The sequence below is a fragment of the Sabulibacter ruber genome (genome assembly GCF_017355955.1).
Lineage (GTDB): Bacteria > Bacteroidota > Bacteroidia > Cytophagales > Hymenobacteraceae > Nibribacter > Nibribacter ruber_A.
In genome coordinates this window covers 2,326,417-2,349,733 of the sequence record NZ_JAFFID010000001.1, presented here as the reverse complement: position 1 = coordinate 2,349,733, position 23,317 = coordinate 2,326,417, and the positions used below count along the sequence as shown (strand labels likewise).

General features: G+C 51.8%; 19 protein-coding genes. 5 read left to right on the top strand and 14 right to left on the bottom strand.

The features are described 5' to 3' along the window. Positions 1-48: 48 nt before the first annotated feature. From JT719_RS09540 to JT719_RS09515, 6 genes are all read right to left on the bottom strand, one after another. Positions 49-873 carry a Cof-type HAD-IIB family hydrolase gene (locus JT719_RS09540; RefSeq protein ID WP_207432752.1) on the bottom strand — a complete coding sequence of 275 codons (825 nt, stop codon included), beginning with the start codon at positions 871-873 and terminating at the stop codon, positions 49-51. 357 nt (positions 874-1,230) lie between these two features. After that, positions 1,231-1,746 carry a YdeI/OmpD-associated family protein gene (locus JT719_RS09535; RefSeq protein ID WP_207432751.1) on the bottom strand — a complete coding sequence of 172 codons (516 nt, stop codon included), beginning with the start codon at positions 1,744-1,746 and terminating at the stop codon, positions 1,231-1,233. A gap of 93 nt (positions 1,747-1,839) precedes the next feature. After that, a complete protein-coding gene (locus tag JT719_RS09530) occupies positions 1,840-2,622 on the bottom strand; it encodes a hypothetical protein (protein WP_207432750.1) in 783 nt (260 codons plus the stop codon). A 107-nt stretch (positions 2,623-2,729) separates the two neighbouring features. Beyond that, entirely contained in the window at positions 2,730-4,382 is a 1,653-nt protein-coding gene (gene pgi, locus JT719_RS09525) for a glucose-6-phosphate isomerase (RefSeq protein ID WP_207432748.1), read from the bottom strand. 165 nt (positions 4,383-4,547) lie between these two features. After that, positions 4,548-5,168 (bottom strand): inorganic diphosphatase, encoded by a 621-nt coding sequence (locus tag JT719_RS09520; protein WP_242693118.1) that lies wholly within the window; start codon positions 5,166-5,168, stop codon positions 4,548-4,550. A gap of 135 nt (positions 5,169-5,303) precedes the next feature. Beyond that, entirely contained in the window at positions 5,304-8,249 is a 2,946-nt protein-coding gene (locus tag JT719_RS09515) for a M1 family metallopeptidase (RefSeq protein ID WP_207432746.1), read from the bottom strand. Between the two features lie 390 nt (positions 8,250-8,639). Between JT719_RS09515 and JT719_RS09510 the strand changes: the two genes are divergently transcribed. Both JT719_RS09510 and JT719_RS09505 read left to right on the top strand, forming a co-directional pair. After that, on the top strand, positions 8,640-9,968 hold the full coding sequence (locus JT719_RS09510; RefSeq protein ID WP_207432745.1) for an amidohydrolase: 1,329 nt from the start codon (positions 8,640-8,642) through the stop codon (positions 9,966-9,968). Positions 9,969-10,254: 286 nt separating this feature from the next. Next, the gene (locus JT719_RS09505; protein ID WP_207432743.1) at positions 10,255-12,045 is read left to right on the top strand and encodes a thiamine pyrophosphate-requiring protein; all 1,791 of its coding nucleotides are present in this window, start codon (positions 10,255-10,257) and stop codon (positions 12,043-12,045) included. Positions 12,046-12,117: 72 nt separating this feature from the next. Here JT719_RS09505 and JT719_RS09500 read toward each other — a convergent pair whose 3' ends face one another. Then, a complete protein-coding gene (locus JT719_RS09500; protein WP_207432742.1) occupies positions 12,118-13,065 on the bottom strand; it encodes a hypothetical protein in 948 nt (315 codons plus the stop codon). 402 nt (positions 13,066-13,467) lie between these two features. Between JT719_RS09500 and JT719_RS09495 the strand changes: the two genes are divergently transcribed. Next, positions 13,468-14,826, top strand: a complete 1,359-nt coding sequence (locus JT719_RS09495; RefSeq protein ID WP_207432739.1) for an amidohydrolase — start codon at positions 13,468-13,470, stop codon at positions 14,824-14,826. An 80-nt stretch (positions 14,827-14,906) separates the two neighbouring features. After that, positions 14,907-15,776, top strand: a complete 870-nt coding sequence (locus JT719_RS09490) for an ATP-grasp domain-containing protein (protein WP_207432738.1) — start codon at positions 14,907-14,909, stop codon at positions 15,774-15,776. Between the two features lie 102 nt (positions 15,777-15,878). On the opposite strand, the gene JT719_RS09485 is transcribed toward JT719_RS09490, so the two are convergent. From JT719_RS09485 to JT719_RS09460, 6 genes are all read right to left on the bottom strand, one after another. Beyond that, entirely contained in the window at positions 15,879-16,652 is a 774-nt protein-coding gene (locus tag JT719_RS09485; RefSeq protein WP_207432736.1) for an SDR family oxidoreductase, read from the bottom strand. A 286-nt stretch (positions 16,653-16,938) separates the two neighbouring features. Then, positions 16,939-17,292: a 50S ribosomal protein L19 gene (gene rplS, locus JT719_RS09480; RefSeq protein ID WP_207432735.1), complete on the bottom strand. Its 354-nt coding sequence runs from the start codon at positions 17,290-17,292 to the stop codon at positions 16,939-16,941. An 83-nt stretch (positions 17,293-17,375) separates the two neighbouring features. Continuing rightward, on the bottom strand, positions 17,376-18,065 hold the full coding sequence (gene trmD, locus JT719_RS09475) for a tRNA (guanosine(37)-N1)-methyltransferase TrmD (protein WP_207432733.1): 690 nt from the start codon (positions 18,063-18,065) through the stop codon (positions 17,376-17,378). Beyond that, the gene (rimM, locus tag JT719_RS09470) at positions 18,052-18,645 is read right to left on the bottom strand and encodes a ribosome maturation factor RimM (RefSeq protein ID WP_207432731.1); all 594 of its coding nucleotides are present in this window, start codon (positions 18,643-18,645) and stop codon (positions 18,052-18,054) included. The genes trmD and rimM overlap by 14 nt, the downstream gene beginning before the upstream one ends. Before the next feature lie 11 nt (positions 18,646-18,656). After that, a complete protein-coding gene (locus JT719_RS09465) occupies positions 18,657-19,205 on the bottom strand; it encodes a 30S ribosomal protein S16 (RefSeq protein ID WP_207432729.1) in 549 nt (182 codons plus the stop codon). A 178-nt stretch (positions 19,206-19,383) separates the two neighbouring features. Further along, positions 19,384-20,739 (bottom strand): sulfatase-like hydrolase/transferase, encoded by a 1,356-nt coding sequence (locus JT719_RS09460; RefSeq protein WP_207432728.1) that lies wholly within the window; start codon positions 20,737-20,739, stop codon positions 19,384-19,386. A gap of 345 nt (positions 20,740-21,084) precedes the next feature. Between JT719_RS09460 and JT719_RS09455 the strand changes: the two genes are divergently transcribed. Further along, on the top strand, positions 21,085-22,230 hold the full coding sequence (locus tag JT719_RS09455) for a DUF418 domain-containing protein (protein WP_207432726.1): 1,146 nt from the start codon (positions 21,085-21,087) through the stop codon (positions 22,228-22,230). A 120-nt stretch (positions 22,231-22,350) separates the two neighbouring features. Here the strand turns inward: JT719_RS09455 and JT719_RS09450 are convergent, their stop codons facing one another. Next, complete coding sequence (locus JT719_RS09450) at positions 22,351-23,085, bottom strand: acyl-CoA desaturase (RefSeq protein ID WP_207432725.1); 735 nt, start codon at positions 23,083-23,085, stop codon at positions 22,351-22,353. Positions 23,086-23,317: the final 232 nt, after the last annotated feature.

Here is a 23,317-nt window from a genome sequence, read left to right as displayed (position 1 = left end):
CAGACAAGGTCAAGCGCCAGGGTATCCGGCGGGAAAGTGCCGCAGCTGCTACAGGCAGTACTTTTCAATGGCGATAGCCACGCCGTCTTCAATGCTAGGCGCGGTGACTTCTTTGGCGGCGGCTTTGGCTTCTTCGCGGGCGTTCCCTACGGCAATGCCCAGACCCACGGCACCCAGCATCTCCACATCGTTGTAATTGTCCCCCAAAGCCATCACCGATTCCATCCCGAAATCATAGTGTTTTTCCAAAAGCAGCTTTAAAGCGGTGGCCTTGGAAATAGTCTTCGGGGCGATTTCCAAGTAGCGGTCGTTGGAGCGGTAAATGTGCAGCTGCTCCCCAAACCTAGGGTGCAAGGCCTCCCACAACGTCTGGATTTCTTCCGCCGCGCCCATGCACATCACTTTGTGGGCCCCGGTTTGGGCCGTTTGCCACGCCTGCAGAACTTCCTGCGTGGAGGAGATAGTGGGATTCACCTTGGTGTGCCGGATTTCCCGCTCGGTCCACTGGTCTACCTGCGGGGCGTGCCAGTGATCGTCCTGGTACAAACTCACGTTGATGCTGGTGCCCTGGGCCAGCCCGGCGATTTCCTGGCAAACAGAGGCCGGAATCTGCACCGTGTCCAGCACCTGCGGTTCCTGGGTGGAATCATCGTAGAGCAGCACGTACCCGCCGTTGAAGCAGATCATGGGGTGGTGCAGAATGCCTAACTGTTCCTGCAGGTGGCGCACGGCGCTGGGCATCCTGGCCGAGGCCATGATAAACGGCAGGTTTTTGTCCAGGCGTTGAATGGTGTCTATGGTTCTTTGGGAAAGCTCGCGGTCTTGGTTGAGCAGCGTTCCGTCAATATCAGAGCAAATGGCGCGGATGATCATGCAGAGGTAATTGAGAATATGTTTCGGTAAAGGTACGGCGGCGGAAGGTGGGAACGGTAATCCAAATCCGTTTTGGCCCCGATTTCCTAAAAACAGCCCCAAAACGCGCTACTAGAATGCCCTTCCTCTGTAGAGACAAGGCACTGCCTTGTCTCCAGAACGGTTCCTACCGGTGCCCAGGAAAACAAGCGATAACCGGTTCAGGATTACCAAAGGTAGCAGCCTAAGGTCATAACCTGTTCACCCGTTTCTAGGCTTATTTTGCAGAAAGGCCATCAAAATACCTGTCTCCAAATAACGAAAGAGACAAGGCAGTACCTTATCTCTACAGGATGGTGCCCTTTGGTAAAACGCGAATTAAATTTCTCTTTTCTCCAGCCCCAGAATCTCGCGGAAGGTTTCCTTGCCCGGTTTCAACTGTTTCAGATTCCCGATGAGTTTGATAGACCGGTCAATGCGGAGCTGGGAGCTCTTGACCGCCGCCACGTGCTGAATGATATAGCGCTGCATGCCGGGTTTCAGCTGATCAAAGCGGGCTTTGCCTTCATCGTCCTGGATGAAGAGCTCAGAGAGTTCCTCGGGAACGGGCGTGCCGTATTGGCTGGTGTCTTTCTCCAGCGTGACCGAAACCTCGCTGCCTTCCTTCACACCCAACTGTTTCAGGCGCTGTTTGGTGAGGGTGATGTAGCCCCGGCCCTGGCCCAACGCCACAATTCCGCCCTGGTACGTGACGGTATTGTTCACCGTACACAGTAGGCGCACGTTGAACTTGCCGCCTAAGGCCTGCACCACCTCCGCCGGAATCTCCACGTAATGCGTTCCCATGAGGTAGTCTAGTTTGCCGATGTGCGTCTTGAAGTGGAGAGGTGTCATGGCTAGGAGAAGTAGAGCTTGAAGGAATTGACTCAGGTGATACTATCATAAAGGTCGTGTTATGCCTTCAGCAAACACGGCCTTTATATTTCGTTATGCCTTATAATCACTTTTTAAGTGAATGAGTTTTTTTGCCATAGTTACACTGTCATAAGTTAGCCTTTTGCCAGAAAGGATATCATTAACTTCTGTCAACAATCTTTGCTCAAGAACTTCAAGTGCATATTGATAAGATGAATACCTATTGCTATTAATTAGTTTATTTTCATCCTCTGTGAAAAGGGCTAGGAAAATTCTAGCAAAGAAATCGTCATCCTGCCAAAAGGTTAAGCTTTTTTTATTTACTGATTCTTTAAATATAAACCTTGTCCTTCCAACAAAGCCTTGTAACATTTGGAAATTCAACCAAAGCGCTTCGCCCAAGAAGGGTCTTAATCTCTCACATTTTCCACAAAGCTCCCAGAAGATTTCCTCTGATTCCTTATTAGGTACTTGTTGAAGAAACAACTTAGGTAAATCTCCTTGGAGGTTAAAGAAATCATCTAATTCATTTTGTGATAGTATAGAATAAGCGAGATGTCCCGCACTTGGAATGCATTTCTTTATATCTAGGACATGGGCCCAGAATTCTTCAATTGCTTCAATTCGCTTAGTTTGAGAAATATTTGATGTAGAAGAGAATGAGCTTAGAAGTCTTTCATTTTGTGAGTTTTTAGAATCAAGCAATTTTATTTCTAGATCAAGACTGTGTTTCCATTTCGTGAATATGGCTCTACCTATAAAGCCAAAAAAAGCTATAATAATAGTTACAAGTATTCCTATTAACTTAATTAAGTCAGTGTTGTTCAAATTGTTGACAGCTTCTTGAATATTCATTCTTACAATGTAGCTTAGCTAGGATATAAACAAAAATTCATTCCAGTTATCCATTCATTGGAATAGATAACCGGAATGAATTAAGGAAGCGTTTCCAAGCCTTACAATTACTTTCTAAACGCCTTGAACTGGTTGATCAGGCCGTTGGTAGAGCTGTCATGGGAGGTTACTTGCTCAGCAGAAGTCAGCTCCGGCAGGATTTGCTTGGCCAATTGCTTGCCCAGTTCCACGCCCCACTGGTCAAAGCTGAAGACGTTCCAGATCACGCCTTGCACAAAGATCTTGTGCTCGTACATGGCAATGAGGCTGCCCAGGGTTCTGGGGTCCAGCTGTTTGAACAGGATGGAGTTGGTAGGCCGGTTTCCTTCAAAAATCTTGAACGCTTTCAGGGTTCTGATTTCCTCCTCAGAGCAGCTCATGCGGTGCATCTCCTGGATTACCTGCTCTTCGTCTTTGCCGTTCATCAGGGCCTCGGTCTGCGCGAAGAAGTTCGCCATCAGTTTAGGATGGTGATCGCCGATGGGGTTGTGGCTGATAGCGGGCGCCAGGAAATCGCAGGGGATAAGTTTGGTGCCCTGGTGGATTAATTGGTAAAATGCGTGCTGGCCGTTGGTGCCCGGTTCGCCCCAGATGATAGGTCCGGTCTGGTAACTTACCGGCTGACCGTTGCGGTCTACGTACTTGCCGTTGCTTTCCATATCGCCTTGCTGGAAATAAGCGGCAAAGCGGTGCATGTATTGGTCATACGGCAACAGCGCGTGGCTTTCGGCCCCAAAGAAGTTGTTGTACCAGATGCCCAGCAAAGCAAGGATTACAGGCAGGTTCTCTTCCAATGCCGCGGTGCGGAAGTGATTGTCCATGGCATGAGCCCCGGCCAGTAACTCCCTGAAGTTCTCGTACCCGATGGTGCAGGAAATGGACAACCCGATGGCCGACCACAGCGAGTAACGACCGCCTACCCAGTCCCAGAACTCAAACATGTTCTTGGTATCAATGCCAAACTCGGCCACAGCCACGGAATTGGTGGAAAGCGCCACGAAGTGCTTCTTGATATGCTCCTCGTCCTGCACCTGGTCCAGGAACCAGCTGCGGGCGCTGTGCGCGTTGGTCATGGTCTCCTGCGTGGTGAACGTCTTGGAGGCAATCATGAACAGCGTGGTCTCAGGGTTTATCATTTTCAGCGTCTCGGCGATGTGCGTGCCGTCCACGTTGGAAACAAAATAGGTGGTGATGTTCGGTTTCTGGTAGGCTTTCAGGGCCTCAGTCACCATAACGGGGCCCAAATCTGAGCCGCCAATCCCGATGTTCACAATGGTGTCAATGGGTTCGCCGGTGTAGCCTTTCCAGTCGCCGTTGATGATCTCGTTGGAGAATTTCTCCACCTGCGCCAGTACGCGGTTCACCTCGGGCATCACATCCTTGCCATCTTCCAGAATAGGCGCGTTAGACAGGTTGCGCAAGGCCACGTGCAACACGGCGCGGTTCTCGGTGAAGTTGATGCGCTCACCGGTGAACATGGCCTCAATGGCGTCTTGCAGGCCGCATTCCTGGGCCAGTTGCACCAGCAGTTGGCGGGTTTCCTCAGTGATGCGGTTTTTGGAGTAATCCAGCAGAATGTTCTCAAACGTGACGCTGAACTTCTCAAACCGCTGTGGGTCCTGCGCGAAGGCGTCTTTCAGATGAACGTTTTTGATTTGGCCGTAATGGTTCGTCAGTTTCTCCCAAGCCTGGGTAGTGGTAGGGTTTATGGTTGGAAACATGCGTTGTTTTTAGGTTCAGTCTTTCTAGTTAAGAGCGAAGTTAGGAATTGTGCCGACTTTAGGAAATCTCTTTTTGCAAACGGCTTGGCTTTAAGGGTTTAGTATTTGCCTGCCTTGGGGAGAATTATGAATCAGGCAAGGCCGATGAATTGGGAAAGGTGCAGCTTACCGCACCCACTGCTGAATCAGTTTATCAGCGAACATCTCGTCTTTCCAGCCCATGAGGTGGGTAGGTTTTCGGGGATCGGCGTTCAGGTACCATTGCTGCAGAATGCTTTTCACCGCCGGGTAACGCGCCGAAAAATCGCTGTAGGAGTTGGGCGAGATGGTCTGCTCACTGGGTCGGGCGGGCACGGCCACCACCACGTGCCGCAGCTCGCCATCGGTCTCCAGCACCAGCACGCCCACCGGCAGAATCTCCAGCACCGTGCCCGGTTCTTTCTGGTTGCACAAGACCAGCACCGGTAACGGAGCCGCCGGCCTGCTTTGCGTGGAGTCTACCAGCGTAGACGGAATAAAACCCTCGTTGCCGGGGTAGGGCAAAAACTCCAATTTGCGGGGCTGACCGGCCTCCAGCTGCGGCATAAATTCCTTTTCCTGCGCATCATACACCAGCGGCTGCGTAGAGCCCGAGGGCGTTTCTATCACGGCCTGCCAATGTTTAGTCTCGGTGATGGCGGGCAGGTTCTGGTAATCGGTGGTACAACCGAAGCAAAGCACAAAGAGGAAAAGCAGAGAAAGCTGCCAGATCTTAGGAGTGAAGTGGTGCATAGAAATGGAAAGCAAAATCGTTTTCAGCCTAATTTCTGAAAAATACGGTAAAAACGCCCAGTTTCCACTTCCTCTACCGATCCTAATCATCCCTTATCTGGCAATTTTCATCAATCCCTCATTCTCTCAATCACTCATTCACTCATTACCCTACTGCAGCTCATCCAGTAACCGGAAAGGGTTCAGGCGTTGCAGATTCAGGGAGTAGCGGATGTTGCGGGTGAAATCTTTGAACGTAGAAGGGAAGTCATCTGCATAATTGCTTCCGGCCACAGGGAAGTAGATTTGAACGGCATTGCGGAAGAAGGAAAGCTGCAAGCCGGTTCCGTAGAGCAGCCGGTCCAGTTCCTGCACGTGGCCCAGGTCCAGGTACACGGCGAAAGGCGTTACCGGCAAATTGGCGGTGAGATTGACGGTGGCCATCCATTCGCGGCTCATAACGGGCACGGCGTTCCGGAAACCACCATCCGCAAGATCGGTCTGCCGAATGGCCGCGGGGCCTTCCAGGGAAGTGAACATCTCCCGGCGGTTGAAGAATGGAGTCTGCTTCAGGTAATCGGGGCTGCCAGCCAGGCCTAAGCCAAAAGGACTCCGGAAATAGTCGTTATCGGCCATGAAGCCCACAAAGCCTCGCAACCTGATTTCCTTTTTAGGCCGGTATTTAAACCAGTTTTCCAAAGAAAGCCTCAATCTGACCGGGTTGAAATGTGCCTCTTCGTTGGCAAACAATGGGTCCACGTCTGATACAAAAGTTTGCGCCCGGTACCGGAACATAGTGACGTCGAAAGTTACCTGGGTACCCGCCACCGCATTTTGGGTAGTAAGCTGGTACGCGAGACGGGGCGCGTGGAAATCTGGCAGGAAATCATCCTGCACGTAATGCCAGGCCAGTGTGAGTTGCTGCCGGGCTGTGTTCGGGTTATTCAGGCGGTTATGGAAGGTGATGCTGGGGGTAAGCGTATGGAAATTGGCGAACCGCTGGCCCAGTACACCCACGTCAATCTTGCGCAGAAAACCTTGCGAGGGAACCCGGAAGCGGACATCGGCCAGACCGGTAAGGCGGGTGCTTCCGAACCCGAACATCGGCATGACCACATAGTTGAGCTTGTGTTCGGTGGGCAGGGAGTTATACAGCAAGGCGCCCAGTTGGAACCCATCATGGGTGTTATACCCCAAAGCCGGGGCCACAAACAACTGCTTTTTGTCTATGTGCTCAATGCCCAGCAGAGGCTGTAGGTGCAGCGGCTCGCTTTTGGGGAACGCCCGGCCCACGCGGTATTGGTTATCGCGGCGGTCCAGCTCCGGGAAATAGTAATTGGGGTCTACCACAATCCGGTCAATATTAGTGACGGTGAAGGTTACGGTTTGTTCGCGCTCGCCCGGTTTGGTCCAGTGGCTTTCCAGAATCTGCCCCTCGGTGTTAAGGGCGGCTACCTGTACCGGCAGCGCCAGTTTTCCGGTTTGCCGCACCACGGCCTGGGTGTTGCCGCCCGAGGTGGTTACGTTTTGCAAATGTGCGTCTGGGATGGCGGTGGAAGGCAGCAGCTCCTGGAAAAACCAGTGCAACGATTCTCCGGTAGATTTCTCCAGAACCGCCTGTAAATCCTCGGGGTATGGGTGCCGGAACTGCCACTGCCGATAGTAGGTGTGCATGGCGCTGTCAAAGCGGGCGGTGCCCAGGTACTTCTCCAGGTACTGAAACAAATGAGCTGTTTTCAGGTAAACGCCGGTGCCGTAGTTGAGGGTTCTGAACTGAATGGCCGGAGACGTAATAGGCTGCTCCAACCCCCGACTGGCCGCCGAGAGAAAGGCCACGGCATCAATCCCGGCAGGCGGCAGGTCATGCACGCCCAGGAACCGACCCATGGCATTCTGGTTGATCTCGCTGGACAGGATGCCGGCATAAGGCTTGCGTTGGGCTTTGGTCCTGAACTCGTAGTAGCTGTTGATGCCCTCGTCCAGCCAGGGATGCCGCCGCTCGTTGCTGCCCAGAATGCCGTAGAACCAGTTGTGGCCCACCTCGTGGATGATGGCCTCGGGCTCCGTCACCGTCACCATGGGATATTCCATGCCCGCACCCGCGCTCAGGGCACCATCCACGGCGGTAGCGTGCGCGTACGGGTAATCACCCAGCCAGAGCGAATAGTAGTAGACGGCATCGTTGATGTCCTGCTGGGTTCTGATCCATTCCTCGGCGTTTCGGTTGGTGAACAGCAGCCACGTAGTCACGGGGCGTTTAGAGGCCGGAAGCGTCACCTGGCTCTTGAGCACGTTGAACCGCTTATCCGCGAACCACGCGAAATCATGGATGCGGTTTTGTTTGTAGTGCAGAGTTTTGGTTTTGCCAGCCGAGGGCGGAAAGTCCACCTCCTGCTCGTTGAACTCCTTCTTGGCGGCAGTCACCTGTGCCAGGCTGTCCATACGGGCTTGTTCCTCGGGGTTCTGCAGTTCGCCGGTGGCACCTACGGTGTAGTTGGCGGGTAAGGTGATGCGCACGTCAAAAGAGCCGTATTCTGAGTAGAACTCGCCCTGGTCCAGGTACGGCATGGGGTGCCAGCCTTTGTGGTCAAACACCGCCGGTTTAGGGTACCACTGCGTGATCTGGTACGATTGCCCCACGTGCCCCAATCGGGAAAACGATTCCGGTAACTTCACCTGGAACGGCGTGCTGATGGTAATGCGGCCGCCCGGTGCCAGCGGTTGGTTCAAGGTGAGTTTGGCAATGTCGGGGTTCTTCGCGTCCAGTTCCCATTTTACGTTTTGGCCGTTTATTTTGAAATCCAGCCCCGAAATGGAACCGCGCGCCTCCTTCGAGGCAAAGTAGAATTTGTCCTCGTCGTTCACCAACTGCTGTCGGGCGAAGGCGGTGTTTCGGTCCTGATAGGCGTTGGGCCACAGGTGGAAGTACAGAAACGTAAGCGTCTCCGGCGAGTGGTTGATGTACTCCAGTTGCTCCGTGGCTTTGAGTGAATGATTCTGATCATCCAGCGTCACGTCTATTTTGTAGTGGACTTCCTGTTGCCAGTAGGTTTTCTGGGCAGAAACGGAAAAAGGGAACAGTAGAACGAAAGCAAGCAGAAACCGGAGATGCGTCATGTAGAGCGAGAATTTGCCTCCAAAGTACGCGATTTTGCAAATTCAAATAACGAGTAAATTCCTCTATGGCCCTGAAGTTACTTCCGTGCCTTTTGATCGAGGCGCCTCAGGAACCGTCTGCCCGTTTTCCGAAGGTTCGGATTGGTTGAGAAAGATGCTTCTACTATGGCGCGGAAGTTACTTCCGTGTCTAACGAGTAAAGGGAAGGCACGGAAGTAACTTCCGCGCCATAGTACATGAATTCTAATTTCGGTTCTAGAGGCTCGATTGTTTCCGTTCAGAACGTCTTGCCAGACTTCAGGCGTTTTTAGCCGGTTTCTCAGAAAATATGCTTAAAATAGAGATTGATTTCTGACCCAGCATCCACCTGTACCTTCACCAAACAAACAAATGAATACTTTCCAGAAATGGGCCTCGGCGCTTTCATTGGCTGCCCTGGCGCAAACCGCCTTCGCCCAGACGTCCAACCTGCACGCACAGATAGACCAGTTGGCCGACAAAATTGAGCCGAAAGTCATCCAGTGGCGCCGCGATTTCCACCAGTTCCCCGAGCTCAGCAACCGCGAAGTAAAAACCGCCGAGAAAGTGGCCAAGCACCTGAAAAGCCTCGGGTTTGAGGTGAAGACGGGCGTTGCCAAAACCGGCGTGGTGGCCATCCTGAAAGGCGGTCAGCCCGGACCCGTAGTTGCCCTGCGCGCCGATATGGATGCTCTGCCCGTGACCGAGCGCAACAGCCTGCCCTTCGCCTCCAAAGTACGTACTACGTTCAACAACCAACAGGTAGGCGTGATGCATGCCTGCGGCCACGACACGCACATGGCCATGCTCATGGGCGCCGCCGAGATCCTGGCCCAGCACAAGAAAGACCTGAAAGGCACCGTGAAATTTATCTTCCAGCCCGCCGAGGAAGGCGCTCCTGCCGGTGAGGAAGGCGGCGCTGATGTGATGGTGGCCGAAGGAGCGCTGGAGAAGCCCAAAGTGGACGCCATTTTCGGGCTGCACATCAACTCTGCTACCGAGGTGGGCACCCTCAAATACCGTCCGCAGGGCACCATGGCCAGCTCAGATAACTTCAAGATCAAGGTGAAAGGTCGCCAGGCACACGGCGCGTACCCGTGGGCCAGTGTGGACCCCATTGTGGTATCGGCGCAGATCATCAACGGCATCCAGACCATCGTGAGCCGACAGATGGAACTGACCAACGAGGCTGCGGTGATTACGGTGGGTGCCATCCACGGTGGGGTTAGAACCAACATCATCCCAGAGGAGGTGGAAATGATCGGCACCATCCGGGCGCTGGACCCCAAAATGCAGGACCAACTGCATGAGAAACTGCGGCGCACGGCCACGCTCATCGCCGAGAGCTCAGGGGCCACCGCCGAGGTGGAGATCGTGAAAAACACACCCATCACCTACAACCACGTAGCCCTCACCGCCCACATGCTGCCCTCCCTGGAACGCGCGGCGGGCAAGCAGAAGGTGGTTTTAACCAAAGCCGTGACCGGGGCCGAAGACTTCGCCTATTACCAGCAGAAAGTGCCGGGCGTGTTCGTTTTCGTGGGCGGGATGGCCAAAGGGCAGGACCCCACCAAAATTCCCGCGCACCACACCCCCGACTTTATGATTGACGAAAGCGGTCTCAAACTAGGCGTGCGTACCCTGGCCTACCTGGCCGTAGATTACCTGAACAATCCCTTGAACAGCACCCCAGGGCAATAAACCGAAAACACCGAGGTAAAACTTTCACAAACGTTAAGAATTGTAGAGACAAGGCACTGCCTTGTCTTTGCGTTTTTATGCGGTTCCGTTAAGGTGACTTGGATTTCTGTTCAAAGAGGAATGCTGTTGCTCATCGACTTCCCCGTTTTAGGTCCGCTTTCGGGAAAACGGCTGTAAAACAGACGCTGACCAGTTCCTTGCTGAACCATCTGCTCCTGAGGTCGTACCTGTTTAGAACTGATTTTCTAGGAAATCATTACAAAGAAAGTTTCTAATCCAGGAAGGTATGGCACAGCAAGTCAGCGATTTCATCATAGACAGACTAAGCAAATGGGGCGTGACCCGCATCTTCGGGTACCCCGGCGATGGCATCAACGGCGTCATGGGCGCTTTGGACCGTGCCGAGGGCAAGCTGGAGTTTGTGCAGGTGCGGCACGAGGAAGTCGCCTCGCTCATGGCCTGCGCCCACGCCAAGTACACCGGTGAGGTAGGCGTTTGCCTGGCCACCTCCGGACCGGGTGCCATTCATTTGCTCAACGGCTTGTATGATGCCAAGCTGGACCACCAACCGGTGGTGGCGCTCATTGGTCAGAAGCCCCGTAAAGCCCTGGGCGGACATGCGCAGCAGGAAGTGGACCTGATGACGCTGTTCAAAGACGTAGCCAGCGAGTTTGTGCAAATGGCCACCGATGCCAGCCAGGTACGCCACCTGATTGACCGCGCTTTCCGCATCGCCCGGGACCAGCGCACCGTCACCTGTGTCATCCTGCCCAACGATGTGCAGGAACTGGACTACGAGGAACCCAAACACGAGCACGGCACCATCCACTCGGGCATCGGGTACCTGATGCCAAGGGTGCTGCCCCGGGAGGAAGACCTGCAGAAAGCCGCCGAGGTACTGAACAGCGGTAAGAAAGTAGCCATTCTGGTGGGCGCCGGAGCCAAAGGCGCTGCCCAGGAGGTAATTCAGGTAGCAGAGGTGCTGGGTGCCGGCGTGGCGAAGGCGTACCTGGGCAAAGCGGTGCTACCCGATGAATTGCCATTTGTAACCGGTGGCATCGGGTTCTTCGGGACCACGGCCAGCCACCAGATGATGGAAAACTGCGATACGCTGCTCATGATAGGCTCCAGCTTTCCGTACGCCGAGTTCCTCCCCAAAGAAGGGCAGGCGCGCGGCGTGCAGATAGACCTGGATGGCCGCATGCTCAGCATCCGGTACCCCATGGAAGTACCGCTCATCGGCGACAGCACCGAGACCTTACGCGCTTTGCTGCCGCTGCTGTACCGTAAAGAAGACCGCAGTTGGCGCGAGCAGATCGAGCAGAACATCAAAGACTGGTGGCGGCAAACCGAGGAGCAAGCCACGCACCCGGCCAATCCGGTGAACCCTAAACTGGTTTTCCAGAAGTTCTCGCCCTTGCTGCCGGATAATTCTATTCTAGCCGCCGATTCGGGTTCCTCTTCCAGTTGGATGTCGCAGTACATCAGAATCCGGGAAGGCATGAAGTTCTCGGTATCGGGCACGTTGGCTACCATGGGCTGCGCCGTGCCTTACGCCATTGCCGCCAAGTTCGCTTTCCCAGACCGCTTGGCCGTGGCGTTTGCCGGTGACGGCGCCATGCAGATGAGTAGCAACGCCGAACTACTCACCATCCAGAAATACTGGCAACAGTGGACCGATCCGCGCCTGATTGTGCTGGTGCTCAACAACCGCGACCTCAACTTCGTGACCTGGGAGCAGCGCGCAAACGAAGGCAATCCCAAGTTTGATGCCTCCCAGGTACTGCCTGATTTCAACTTCGCCCAATACGCCGAAAGCCTCGGCCTGAAAGGCATCCGCATCGAACGCCCAGACCAGATTGACTCTGCTTTACAGGAAGCCTTACAAGCCGATCGGCCGGTGGTGATTGACGTACTCGCCGACCCAGAGATTGTGCCGTTCACCACGCAGGTAGCCGCCAAGTTCGGCGAAAACATCGCCTCGGCCATTCAGGAAGGAGACCAGGCCGCTGCCCGGCATTTGGAAGAGCCGTTAAAGGAAGCAGTGGAAGAAGCCCAGAAGAAAACAGAGGAATAAGCTGGTTTGGGGTTTATTTCGAAATAACAGACTTAGAATACAGGGGCTGGAGCGGGTGCGCTCCAGCTCTGTTTAGTCTATCAGTTCAATCATAACCTTGTCAATGCGTCTTGCCGTTTCTTTCTGAATATTCAGCAAGGTTTCTCTGCGGGTTTCAATTTTGACAGGTACTCCCGGGTTGTAGAAGTAGTCATACTTGTTGAGGTCCGTTATGCTAAACTTTGCAGTTTTCATGGCGGCTTTCACTTCTTTTTCCTTCAATCCCATTTTGTTGAGCACAAGGGTTACCACCTTTCTGGTGTCCTCAGGATTAAGATTCAATTCCTGCACCAGCATACAACGGCTCTCCTCAGGGTCAACGCTCTCAAAGAACAATTTCCCTTTAGCCTTTATGGGATTACCGCCAAACATATTGGGCAACTCATCATCATACTCAATAGTTGCTGAGGCGGAGAAATCTGCCCCCAGAGGGAAGTGTAAATATTGAAGTTCATTAAAGACCAACTGTTCCACCGCTTCCTTTGAATTGTAGGCCGCGATCATAGGTTCCAGCCGTTTTTGCAGATCTGCTTTGGAGATGGTACCGCCTTCTGCGGTTACTTCTATGATGTCTGCAAACATGCTCTTCATCATATCCGCTACTTGTTGCCAGTTTTCAATACCTACAAACTGCCCTGTTTCGGTTGTCTTGTAGATGATTTCGGTTAGGTCGTATTTAGCGAACTTTTCCAGTAAAGCCGGTGAGAGATTGTAGGTGCTGGCTAGGTTGTTTCTGTAAATCCATTTGATTCTGTAAGAATTTTCGGTAGAATCTATGACCTCAAAATTGACAATATATTGGGAAGAGTCATTTTTATCTAAGGTGCCGTTCTTCCATTGCTGTTTCAGTTTAGTCACCTTGAACTTGTAAACGTCTCCTTTTCCCCAGTAAGCCACAAAAGGCACCCTGGAAGAATCTGATTGAGCAAACGCGGAAAGTTGTACCAGAACAAAGATGGATAGGAGTAGAAGTTTTCTCATTAAAAAATAAAGTAAGGATTGATAAAATAGGTTAAATAGTTATTGATGCCTGAGTTGATGTTCTTGTTTAGGTGATAAACACTTATTTCGTTTAGAGATTAAACTACTTATCTGATTGGCTTGTAATTAGAGGTGCAAAGGTAATTTGAATGTTTCTAAAGTAAATCAATTCTGAATTTGTCTTAAATAAATTCTAGTAAGCTTAGTGGATGAATTCTGTTGAAGAGTTATTTGGATAAAATCAATTGAGTTCCTCCGTAAGCAACTTGGCTTTTCACCGGTATTTCTTCTCTGCCCAGAGGTAGTTAACTCTGCTGCTAAATTCCTTTTCCCAACCGCACGCCGTACTTTTGTGTTTTAGGGCTACTTTACCCAAAGCGGCTCAAAACCAACCGGAATCTCATGTTCAGAATACATACATTTAAAACCCTGCTCCTTCTGACCGGGTGCCTAAGTTTATCCCTCGGGGGTAAAGCTCAAACCTCGGGCGTACAAACCCAACTGGACCAGCTCGCCGATAAGGTGGAGCCGAAGGTCATCCAGTGGCGTAGAGACCTGCACCAAAACCCAGAACTGGGCAACTTTGAGGTGAAAACCGCTGAGAAAATCGCGAAGCATCTTAAGGCCCTAGGGCTGGAGGTGAAAACCGGCGTAGCCAGAACCGGTGTGGTAGGCATCCTGAAAGGCGGTCAGCCCGGACCCGTAGTGGCCCTGCGCGCCGACATGGATGCTTTGCCGGTGACGGAGAACAACACCCACAACCTGCCGTTCGCGTCTAAAGTGAAAACCACCTTTGAGGGGCAGCAAGTAGGCGTGATGCACGCCTGCGGCCACGATGCGCACGTAGCCATGCTCATGGGCGTAGCCGAGGTGCTGAGCAGCGTGAAGAAAGACCTGAAGGGCACGGTTAAATTCGTGTTTCAGCCCGCTGAGGAAGGTTCCGCTCCCGGACAGGTGGGCGGCGCGAGGCTGATGGTGCAGGAAGGCGTGCTGGAGAACCCTAAGGTTGATGCCATGTTCGGGCTGCACATCCGCTCAGACGTGGAAGTGGGTACCATTACCTATCGGCCGCAGGGCATGATGGCCAGCTCAGATAACTTCAAGATTATTGTAAAAGGCCAGCAGGCGCACGGCGGTACCCCCTGGATGGGCGTGGACCCGGTAGTCACCTCGGCGTACATTGTCACCGCTTTGCAGACCATTGTGAGCCGCCAGGTAGACCTGACCAATGCGGCGGCCATCGTGACGGTGGGCGCTATCAACGGCGGCGTTCGCGCCAACATTGTGCCTACGCAGGTGGAGATGATCGGGACCATCCGGGCGCTGGATGTGCCCATGCAGCAGCAAATACATGAGCGGCTGAAGCAGACGGCCACCAGCATCGCCACCGGCGCGGGTGCTACCGCCGAGGTTTCTATCCAGGAAATGACGCCCGTTACCTACAACCACGAGGCCCTCACCGCGCACATGCTGCCTTCTTTGCAGCGCGTGGCGGGCGTAAACCAGGTGAAACTCACCAAGCCTGTGACCATTGCCGAGGACTACGCCTACTTTCAGCAAAGAATACCGGGGCTGTACCTCTTCCTGGGCGGCATGCCCAAAGGTGCAGATCCCGCCAAAGCCCCCTCGCATCACACCCCGGATTTCTACATAGAGGAAAGCGGCCTGAAACTGGGCGTGCGGGCGCTGGCTAACCTGGCGGTGGATTACCTCAACAATCCTTTGAAGAAAGCTGATTCAAGCCCCAATTCAGGAAAATAGCCTTAAAACAGATTTACAGAAGCCAGGTACCTCTAATTTGGCTGGCGTAGACAAAAAGACAACACATTACTTTATCACCTTTGAAACTAGCATTAGTTACCTATGACGCCATTACCAGTTATGGCTCATTAAGCGGCTCGGAAGACGGGCTGCTCACCGATTTTCTGACTTCTAAAGGCCTGGACATCACCCCTGAGGTGTGGGATAACCCTGCCGTAAACTGGCAGCAATACGATCTGGCCATCTTCAAATCGCCTTGGGACTACTTTGATAAATTTCCCCAGTTCAGCGCCTGGCTGGACCGCATGGAAACTCTGGGCGTACGCACCTTGAATCCGCTCGCCACCGTGCGCTGGAACGCCGATAAACACTACCTCTTAGACGTAGCCAAAGCGGGTCTGCCCACCGTGCCTACTGCCCTGCTGAAAAGAGGCGTGGAAGTACAGTTAGAGCAATACTTTGACCTTTTCCAGACAAGTAAACTGATCATCAAGCCCAGCGTGAGCGGTGGCGCGAAGAACACGTTCATTGTGCCTCAGGAAGAAGTGGAGCAAGTGGTGCCCAAACTGCAGGAGCTCCTGGCCGATGAAGATTTTCTGGCCCAACCTTTCATGCCGCAGATTCAGGAAGAGGGCGAGTGGTCGTTCCTGTTCTTCAACGGGAAATACAGCCACTGTCTGCTCAAATCGGCTAAGTCCGGCGATTTCAGGGTGCAGCATTTCTTTGGGGGCACCATCCATCCGCAGGAAGCCCCGGCGCACCTGTTGCCGCAGGCCCAGAAACTGGTGGATACCTTCGCGCAAGGCTGTCTTTACGCCCGCGTAGACGGCGTGGCGGTAGGAGAGGAGCTGCAGTTGATGGAACTGGAGTTAATTGAGCCGTTCCTGTTCCTGCACACCCATCCGGATGCGTTGGAGAACTATTATCAAGCGTTAAAGCAGTTGCTGTAGCAGAAGATTTTGACCTGAACCTGGCAAAATAGCCCTAAAACAGAAAGTCCTCCTTAGAAGATACCAAGGAGGACTTTCTGTTTATAGGAAGTTTTGAATAGATTATCCGAATAGGTTGATGCTCATGCCCCCGTCCACGGCAATGCACTGCCCCGTTATATAAGCGGCAGCCGGCATGCAGAGGAAGGCTACGGCCGCGGCACAATCCTCGGGGTTGCCAATGGTGCGGGTGGGAGTGCGGCTGAGCACGCTTTCCAGGTACTCTTGGTTCTGCAGCACCTGCTCGGCCAGCGGCGTTCTGATGTACCAAGGCGCCACGCAGTTCACCCTGATCCCGTCAGGAGCCCATTCGCCGGCCAGGTTTTTGGTGAGCTGGACCAGAGCGGCTTTGGTCATGCCGTAGATAGCCCCGGTGCGCACGTGCCCCAGACCCGCCACCGAGGACACATTCACCACGTTGCCCTGCGGAGACTCCCGCAGAAAAGGATGGGACAGGCGACACAACTCAAAGGCCGAGGTGAGGTTGGTGTTCAGCAGGTAGCTGTATTCTTCAGGGGTGTACTCGCCAATTTTCTTGCGGATATTGGTGCCCACGTTGTTCACCAGAATATCAAGGGCGCCCCAGGTGTTCTCCACCAGTTGGATCAGGTTGAGGCGGTCGGCGGCCTGGCTCACGTCGGCCACCATACCCGAGGCGTTCAGTCCACGGCTGCGCCAATCGGTCACGGCCTGGTTCACTTCCAGTTCTTTGCGGGCTACAATCAAGACTTCGGCACCCAGGTTCAGTAACTCTTCGGCAATGGCGGCGCCTATGCCTTTGGTGCCTCCGGTTACCAGGGCCCGGCGACCGTCTAGTCTCCAACGGTTGTTCTGCATTTGCTTTTTACTTGAAAAGATGGTTTAAGAACCTAATTGTACGCAGAAATACGCAGAAGGAAAAGGAGTGGGGCCCTATGTTCTGTTTTAGGTGCTTTTCTCCGAAATTAGGCTCAAAATAAACCTTCAGCGTTGCTTTGATTCTCTTCGTTCTAGCGTTTCAACATCTTAGTTTTTATCAATCAGAAGGAGAGAAAACCTAAAAAGGTTGGGCAATAAAGAAAGCCGGTCTTTGGGACCGGCTTTCTTTGAAACTAAAACTATGGAAAAACTAAAACGGTATGGCTTAGCTTCTTTTTTCTTTGATACGAGATGCTTTACCAGAAAGACCTCTTAAGTAGAACAGACGAGCTCTTCTCACTTTACCTCTGCGGATTACCTCAATTTTCTCAATGTTTGGAGAAAGGATTGGGAAAATACGCTCGGTACCAATTTGGTTAGACACTTTTCTTACAGTGAAAGTCTCGCTAGCACCAGAGTTTCTGCGTTGCAACACCACGCCTTGGAATTGCTGGATACGCTCTTTGTTACCCTCACGGATTTTAACGTGAATATTCACGGTGTCGCCAGCAGAGAAAGCAGGGATAGACGCACGCTTCTCAGCGAGTTCCTGCTCTACTAATTTAATTAAATCGCTCATGACTATAGTATAGTGTCTATTTTATCTGCAAAAATCGGAGTGCAAATATAGACGTTATTTTTCTAATTGTAAATCAACAAGTACTAAATTTTTTCATCGCGCAGTAAATCAGGCCTCAGTTGCCTGGTGCGCTGTACCGCTTGCTCAAACCGCCACTCTTCCACTTTAGGAGTATTCCCAGACAGTAGAATCTCAGGAACGGTATGTCCTTCAAAATCAGCGGGTCTGGAGTACACGGGCGGAGCCAACAGGTTGTCCTGGAACGAGTCTGAGAGCGCACTGCTCTCATCGTTCAGCACGCCCGGGATGAGCCGGATGAGCGAGTCTGCCAGCACTGCGGCGGCCAGTTCCCCGCCAGAGAGAACGTAATCCCCAATGCTGATCTCGTGGGTCACAAACAGATCACGCACGCGTTGGTCCACGCCTTTGTAGTGTCCGCACAGAATGATGATGTTCTGCAGCAGAGACAACCGGTTGGCCATGGGCTGGTTAAGTGTCTGTCCGTCTGGGGTCATGTAAATGACCGCGTCATAGGTGCGCTGGGCCTGCAGTTCCCTGATGCACTTGGCAATGGGCTCAATCATGAGCACCATGCCGGCACCGCCGCCAAAAGCGTAGTCATCAATCTGACCGTGCTTGTTGATGGCGTATTTGCGCAGATCGTGCAGGTGTACTTCCACCAGACCTTTGTCCTGGGCTCTTTTTAAAATAGAGTGGTCAAAAGGGCCGGTGAGCAGGTGGGGCTGGCAGGTAATGATATCAAACCGCGTCATCGTCTTCGTCGTCCTCTCCTTCCAGCGGTGGTTCCTCTTCTATGCGGTTAGAGGGCTTGGTGTAGATGTCCAGCAGGCCTTCGGGCAGGTTCACGTAGAGTTTGCGCTCGGTCCGGTCGGTTCGTTCAATGATCTCGTCCTGCACCGGAATCAAGATTTCATGGCCCTGGTATTCCATGGCCAGCAGATCCTGGTTAGGCAAGTCATAAAACGTTTGGACCGTGCCCAGTTGACCTAGTTCCTTGTCTACCACTGTGTAGCCTATCACCTCATGGAAGTAGAATTGGTCTTCTTCCAGCTCTGGGAGTTGGTTCAGGGGCAGGTACAGGGCTACGCCTTTGAGCTTCTCCGCATCTTGCACCGTGTTCACATCTTCAAACTTGATGATGCTGCGGCCTTTGTCCTGGGGAATCAGGTCATCAATGAAAAAAGGAACCAGTTTCCCGTTGATCAACAGGAAGACTGATTCCAATTCATCGTACTCTTCCGGAAAGTCAACGTCAAAGAACGTGACTACCTGGCCTTTGGTGCCATGCGTCTTCACAATATACCCCAACTGGAAGCATGCGTCTAACGTCATGGCTAGTAAAATTAAGCTTGTTCTTCAGTAGCGTCAGCGGCAGGAGCATCAGCACCTTCGGTAGCGTCGCCTTCTGCAGCAGGAGCGTTGGCCGCTTCAGCCTCAGCAGTTCTTGCACGCAGGGCCTCAGCACGGGCAGCGTTTACTTTTGCCTCAGCTTCCAGAGCAGCTTGTTGTCTGGCAGATTTCTCAGTGCTCAGACGCTCTCTCTTACCTGTGATTTTAGCTTCTTTGGCAGCTTTCCACTCAGCAAAACGAGTATCGGCTTGCTCTTGGGTGATAGCACCTTTCAATACACCAATTTGCAGGTGTTTTCTGAACATAACACCAGTGTAAGAAAGCATAGCCTTCACGGTGTCAGTTGGTTGTGCGCCTTTCAATACCCAAGCCAACGCTTTGTCTTCGTTGAAGTTGATAGAGGCAGGGTTTGTTAATGGGTTGTAAGTACCCAATTTCTCGATGAAGCGACCATCACGTGGTGCACGAGCGTCAGCTACTACGATATCATACATAGCAGCTTTTTTGCGGCCTCTGCGGGCCAGTCTGATTTTAACAGCCATAGTTAACTTTTGTTAAAGCGCCGGAACCCGTCCGGCATTGGGCCGCAAAGATACGGCAATAATTCTTATTGTGCTAATGAATTGTGGATGAGAATAGTTCAGAAAGGAGAATGTACCTGTTGTTTTCTCCTTGTTTAAAGCAAAATTGGCCTAAAACGGCTTTCACCTGGTAAGTGGTTTAGAATGCGTACTCAAAGGGAATAAGGCTATGCGCTCCCCGGCCAAATAAATCTCCCGCCAGGAAAGTTCTTTTAGAGATAGGCGCCAGGTCTTTGTCTAAAAGGGTAGGGCCATAGTGCTTTCTGACCCAGACAGGTGAATAGCCCTGGAGCAGAAGCAACGTAGGGAAAATGTGGGCATGGCTGTAGCCCTTCCTGTATGCAGTGGCAGGTGATTTTCCGGTGAGTTGGTTTGGATCCCAGATCCACAAAGGTACGGCAGCTTCTTGTGGAGAAGTCTCATGAACCGAGGCATGGGCAATACTGATGCCGGCCTGTGTCAGGTTCTGCCCGTGGTCTGAAGTGTAGAGAATAACCGTGCTGTCTGTTTTGGTGATGTTTCCCATCAAACGGCGCCAAAACTGATCCACGGTCCACCTGACAGCATTATGGTAGGTGTTAAGAGTACGCTCCTTGTCCTTGTAAATGCTCCGGGGGGAAAGCACCGGGGCGAAGAAGGTAGAATCTTGTGGATAGGTGCGGGCGTAGGGCCAGTGGGCACCGGCTTTCACCACATAGGCAAATATCTTTTTGGGTGATTTAGCCAGTTCCGCTAACCGCTTTGCCACTAACATATCCCGTTGGTGATAGGGCGTGTCTGGATGAACTGCCCCTGGGCGCTCTACATGGTCAATATACTTCAGATCCTCCGGACTCATAAAGTTCTGCAAACCGTTTCCGCCTTGCTGAGCATCTATGTAGTAAGTTGTGTATCCGGCTTTTTGAGCGAACTGGAAAAGATTAGTACGGGAAAAGGTTTTGTAAGCCGTATCAGGCATGTCTTCGGGGCGAGTCCCACTCATTAATGCAATATTAGAGCCGGCGCTCTGGTTAGTGAAAGAACTGGCAATGCCAAAATCCAGGAGCTGATCTCTTATAGAATAAAGGAAAGGAGTGGTTGGAAGCTGAGGTTGGTGCAACGTGAGTTCCGTAGCAGTAATACTTTCATCTACCACTAAGAAAAGATGGGGTACTCCTGAAGTTGCAGGTGAGACAGACACCGGAGTACGGACTGGCTGAGGTAGTTGATCAGAAGCAACGGCAAGAACAGTCAGAGGTACCCGGTATAGGGCCGGAAAATCATCCACAATGCCCGTGGTACGCTTGATAAGCAGAAAAACCGCAAGGCCAGTAAAAGGCACGAGCAATGCAGACCAGATTGGGGCTCGCCATGTGGTGCGTCTTCTGGCCCATTGGATCAAAATCATTACGATCAAAGAGCAGATAAGTGCGGCCACTATCTGCCAGGAAAAGTTCTGGATGGCTGTGTCTGCCAAGGCTAGGTTATTCCAGGCTAGTACCGCATCGGGATACATGAAGTTATAGCCACTTATAAACCTGTAGGTCAGGCTTACCGCCAAGCACGGTACATACAGGGCTAAACCAGTTAAGCACAGAGTTCGGCTTTTGTTGAAAAACAGGAAGAGCAGTCCTAGTAAGGAGGCTGCAACCACCAACAGGTATATGAGCAACCTGGCTAGGCTATCTTGAAAAAGAAGGTAAGTGACAATGAAATACAGCCGTCCGGGGCGCATTTCCACTGTAGCTATGTAGAGCCCGAATAAGAGAAAAATCCCAAAGCAGAGAAGCAGGGCATGCTGCGAAAGGCGTTGCCTCATTGATTTTCCTGTATCTTGTGGCTTGAACTGTGAACGAAGGTAATGGAACTGTCCCAATCTGCCAATTTACCGGTGACTTCTCCCCAAGAAAGACTATCAAGCATTGATCTGATCCGTGGTTTTGCATTATTGGGCATTGGCATCGAGAACCTGTTTGCCGTTCATACGCACAATGCAACGTTTAGCCATTACGCAGCTCAGTATTCCCAAGGGATGAACCTCTGGCTTCTCATTGGGCTGATGGTGCTCATCCGTAGTAAATTCTACCCAATCTTCTCTTTTGTGTTTGGGGTGGCGGCGGCCTTAAGCCTGCCAAAGCAGGGGAGATTTTATTTCTTTCGTAGATCACTCATCTTGATGACCTTGGGAATACTCCAGGTACTATTTATCTGGAATGGCGATGTTCTGACCCAGTATGCCCTCATGAGTTTGTTGCTGCTACTGGTAAAACCACTCCCCAACCTGATCTTGTATGTTTTAGCAGCAGGGTTGTTGTTATTCAGTTTCTTAGGAAATGGATTGGTTTCTGTTGAGGACATGACAGCGAATGAATTCACACAAAGGATAACAGGTGTATATTCTTCTGGAGCCTTTTGGCAAGTGACCCACGTTAGATGGAGGGAATTTACTCATGGCTTCTTTAGTTGGCCAGCCCTGCTATTCATGTGCCGGATCTTCTCTTTTTTGCTGTTGGGTTTTGCATTTGCCAGAGGAGGTGGGGTAAAGAAGTTGCAGGAAAATTTATGGGTGCAGAAAAGTTGTTTAGGACTGGTAGTTACTGCGGGTACCATAGCAATCTGGTTTCATCTTGCTGGTTGGCGTGGTGAATCCTTAGTATCTACAGATCTGGAAACCGCTAAACAGCTTCTTTTTACGTTATATTTTTTTGCACTAGTGGGTTTTTATTTGCTGCTCCCTCTATTGCTTTCCCAATGGAGCTTTCTACAAAGAGCATTGGTGAGTTTAGGTCAGTATACCCTTACCCACTACCTGGCCCAGAATATGATTTTCAGCCTTTTGTTCTACCATTATGGGTTAGGATTTTACGGCAAGTTAGCCCCGTGGCAAGCCGTAGTAATTTACCTGGTGCTTGTTACCGCTCAGGTATGGCTTTCCATAAGATGGAAGAATGCAGGAAGAAGGGGTCCTGTGGAGGCTTTGTTAAGAAAGGTAGCAGGTAATGGATAAGTCGCGTTAATTTGCTTAAAGGTTACTTCCCGGGAGGCGATGAGTTTTGTAGGAAGTGCCTACAAGTAAAAGGCCGCCCTTCTGCAGAAGGGCGGCCTTTTACTTGTATGGGCGCAGGCTCTATGCTCTCGCTTTCTTCAACTTAATGATTCCCACCTTATCCAAGGTCCAAATGATTGGGTAAGTTGGATCTACTTCCCACCATTTCACCCCGAAATTCACGCGGTTAGGCAGTTTGTGGTGGTTGTTCTGGAACAACTCGCCCCCGGTTAGAAAGTCGAAGAACAGGGAGTTCTTGGATTTATCGTTGTTGTCAAAATTCTGATAGCCGTATTTATGGCCGCTCCAGTTCACAATGGCTCCGTGGATTGGACCCATCAGGAAGTGCAGAGGCAACAACAGGTACATCCACCACTGCGTGGCGAAAATGATGTAAAACACCACATAGAAAGTACCCCAGGCAATACGGGACATCCAATGATCACCAATGTTTTCTACCAGTCTCCAAACCGGGTAATTGCCGTCAAAACGCATTTCCGGTTCCACGCGGTTCTTCAGAACATCGTTGTAGATGTTTTTGGTCTTCCACATCATAGTGAAAGCGTTGCTGGAGAAATGCGGAGAGTGCGGATCACGCGCCGTGTCTGAGAACGCGTGGTGCATGCGGTGCAGAATGGCATAGGCTCTTGGAGACAAGAAAGACGAACCCTGACTGATGTACGTGAACAGGAAGAAGAACTTCTCCCAAAAAGCGTTCATGGTAAACATTTTATGCGCGGCATAGCGGTGCAGGTAAAAGGTCTGCACGAACAGCGACAGGTACCAGTGGGCTACGAAAAAGACTAGAATGATCATGCTGGGTGATTGCAATAATAAGTTTAAGCCACACAGGAGCAGCAGTATAACAACAGAACTCCTGTAAATAAGTTCACAAAGCTACAACGCAACCCGTAAACCCTGCAAAGCCGGACCAGTAAATTCTGAGAAAGTGACGAAAATCATTTTCAGATTTTGCAGGTACGGTGACACGGGGCTAAAGCAAACCGGAAGAAAACATAGGTATAAACTGTTTTCGGCTTCTTTCTCC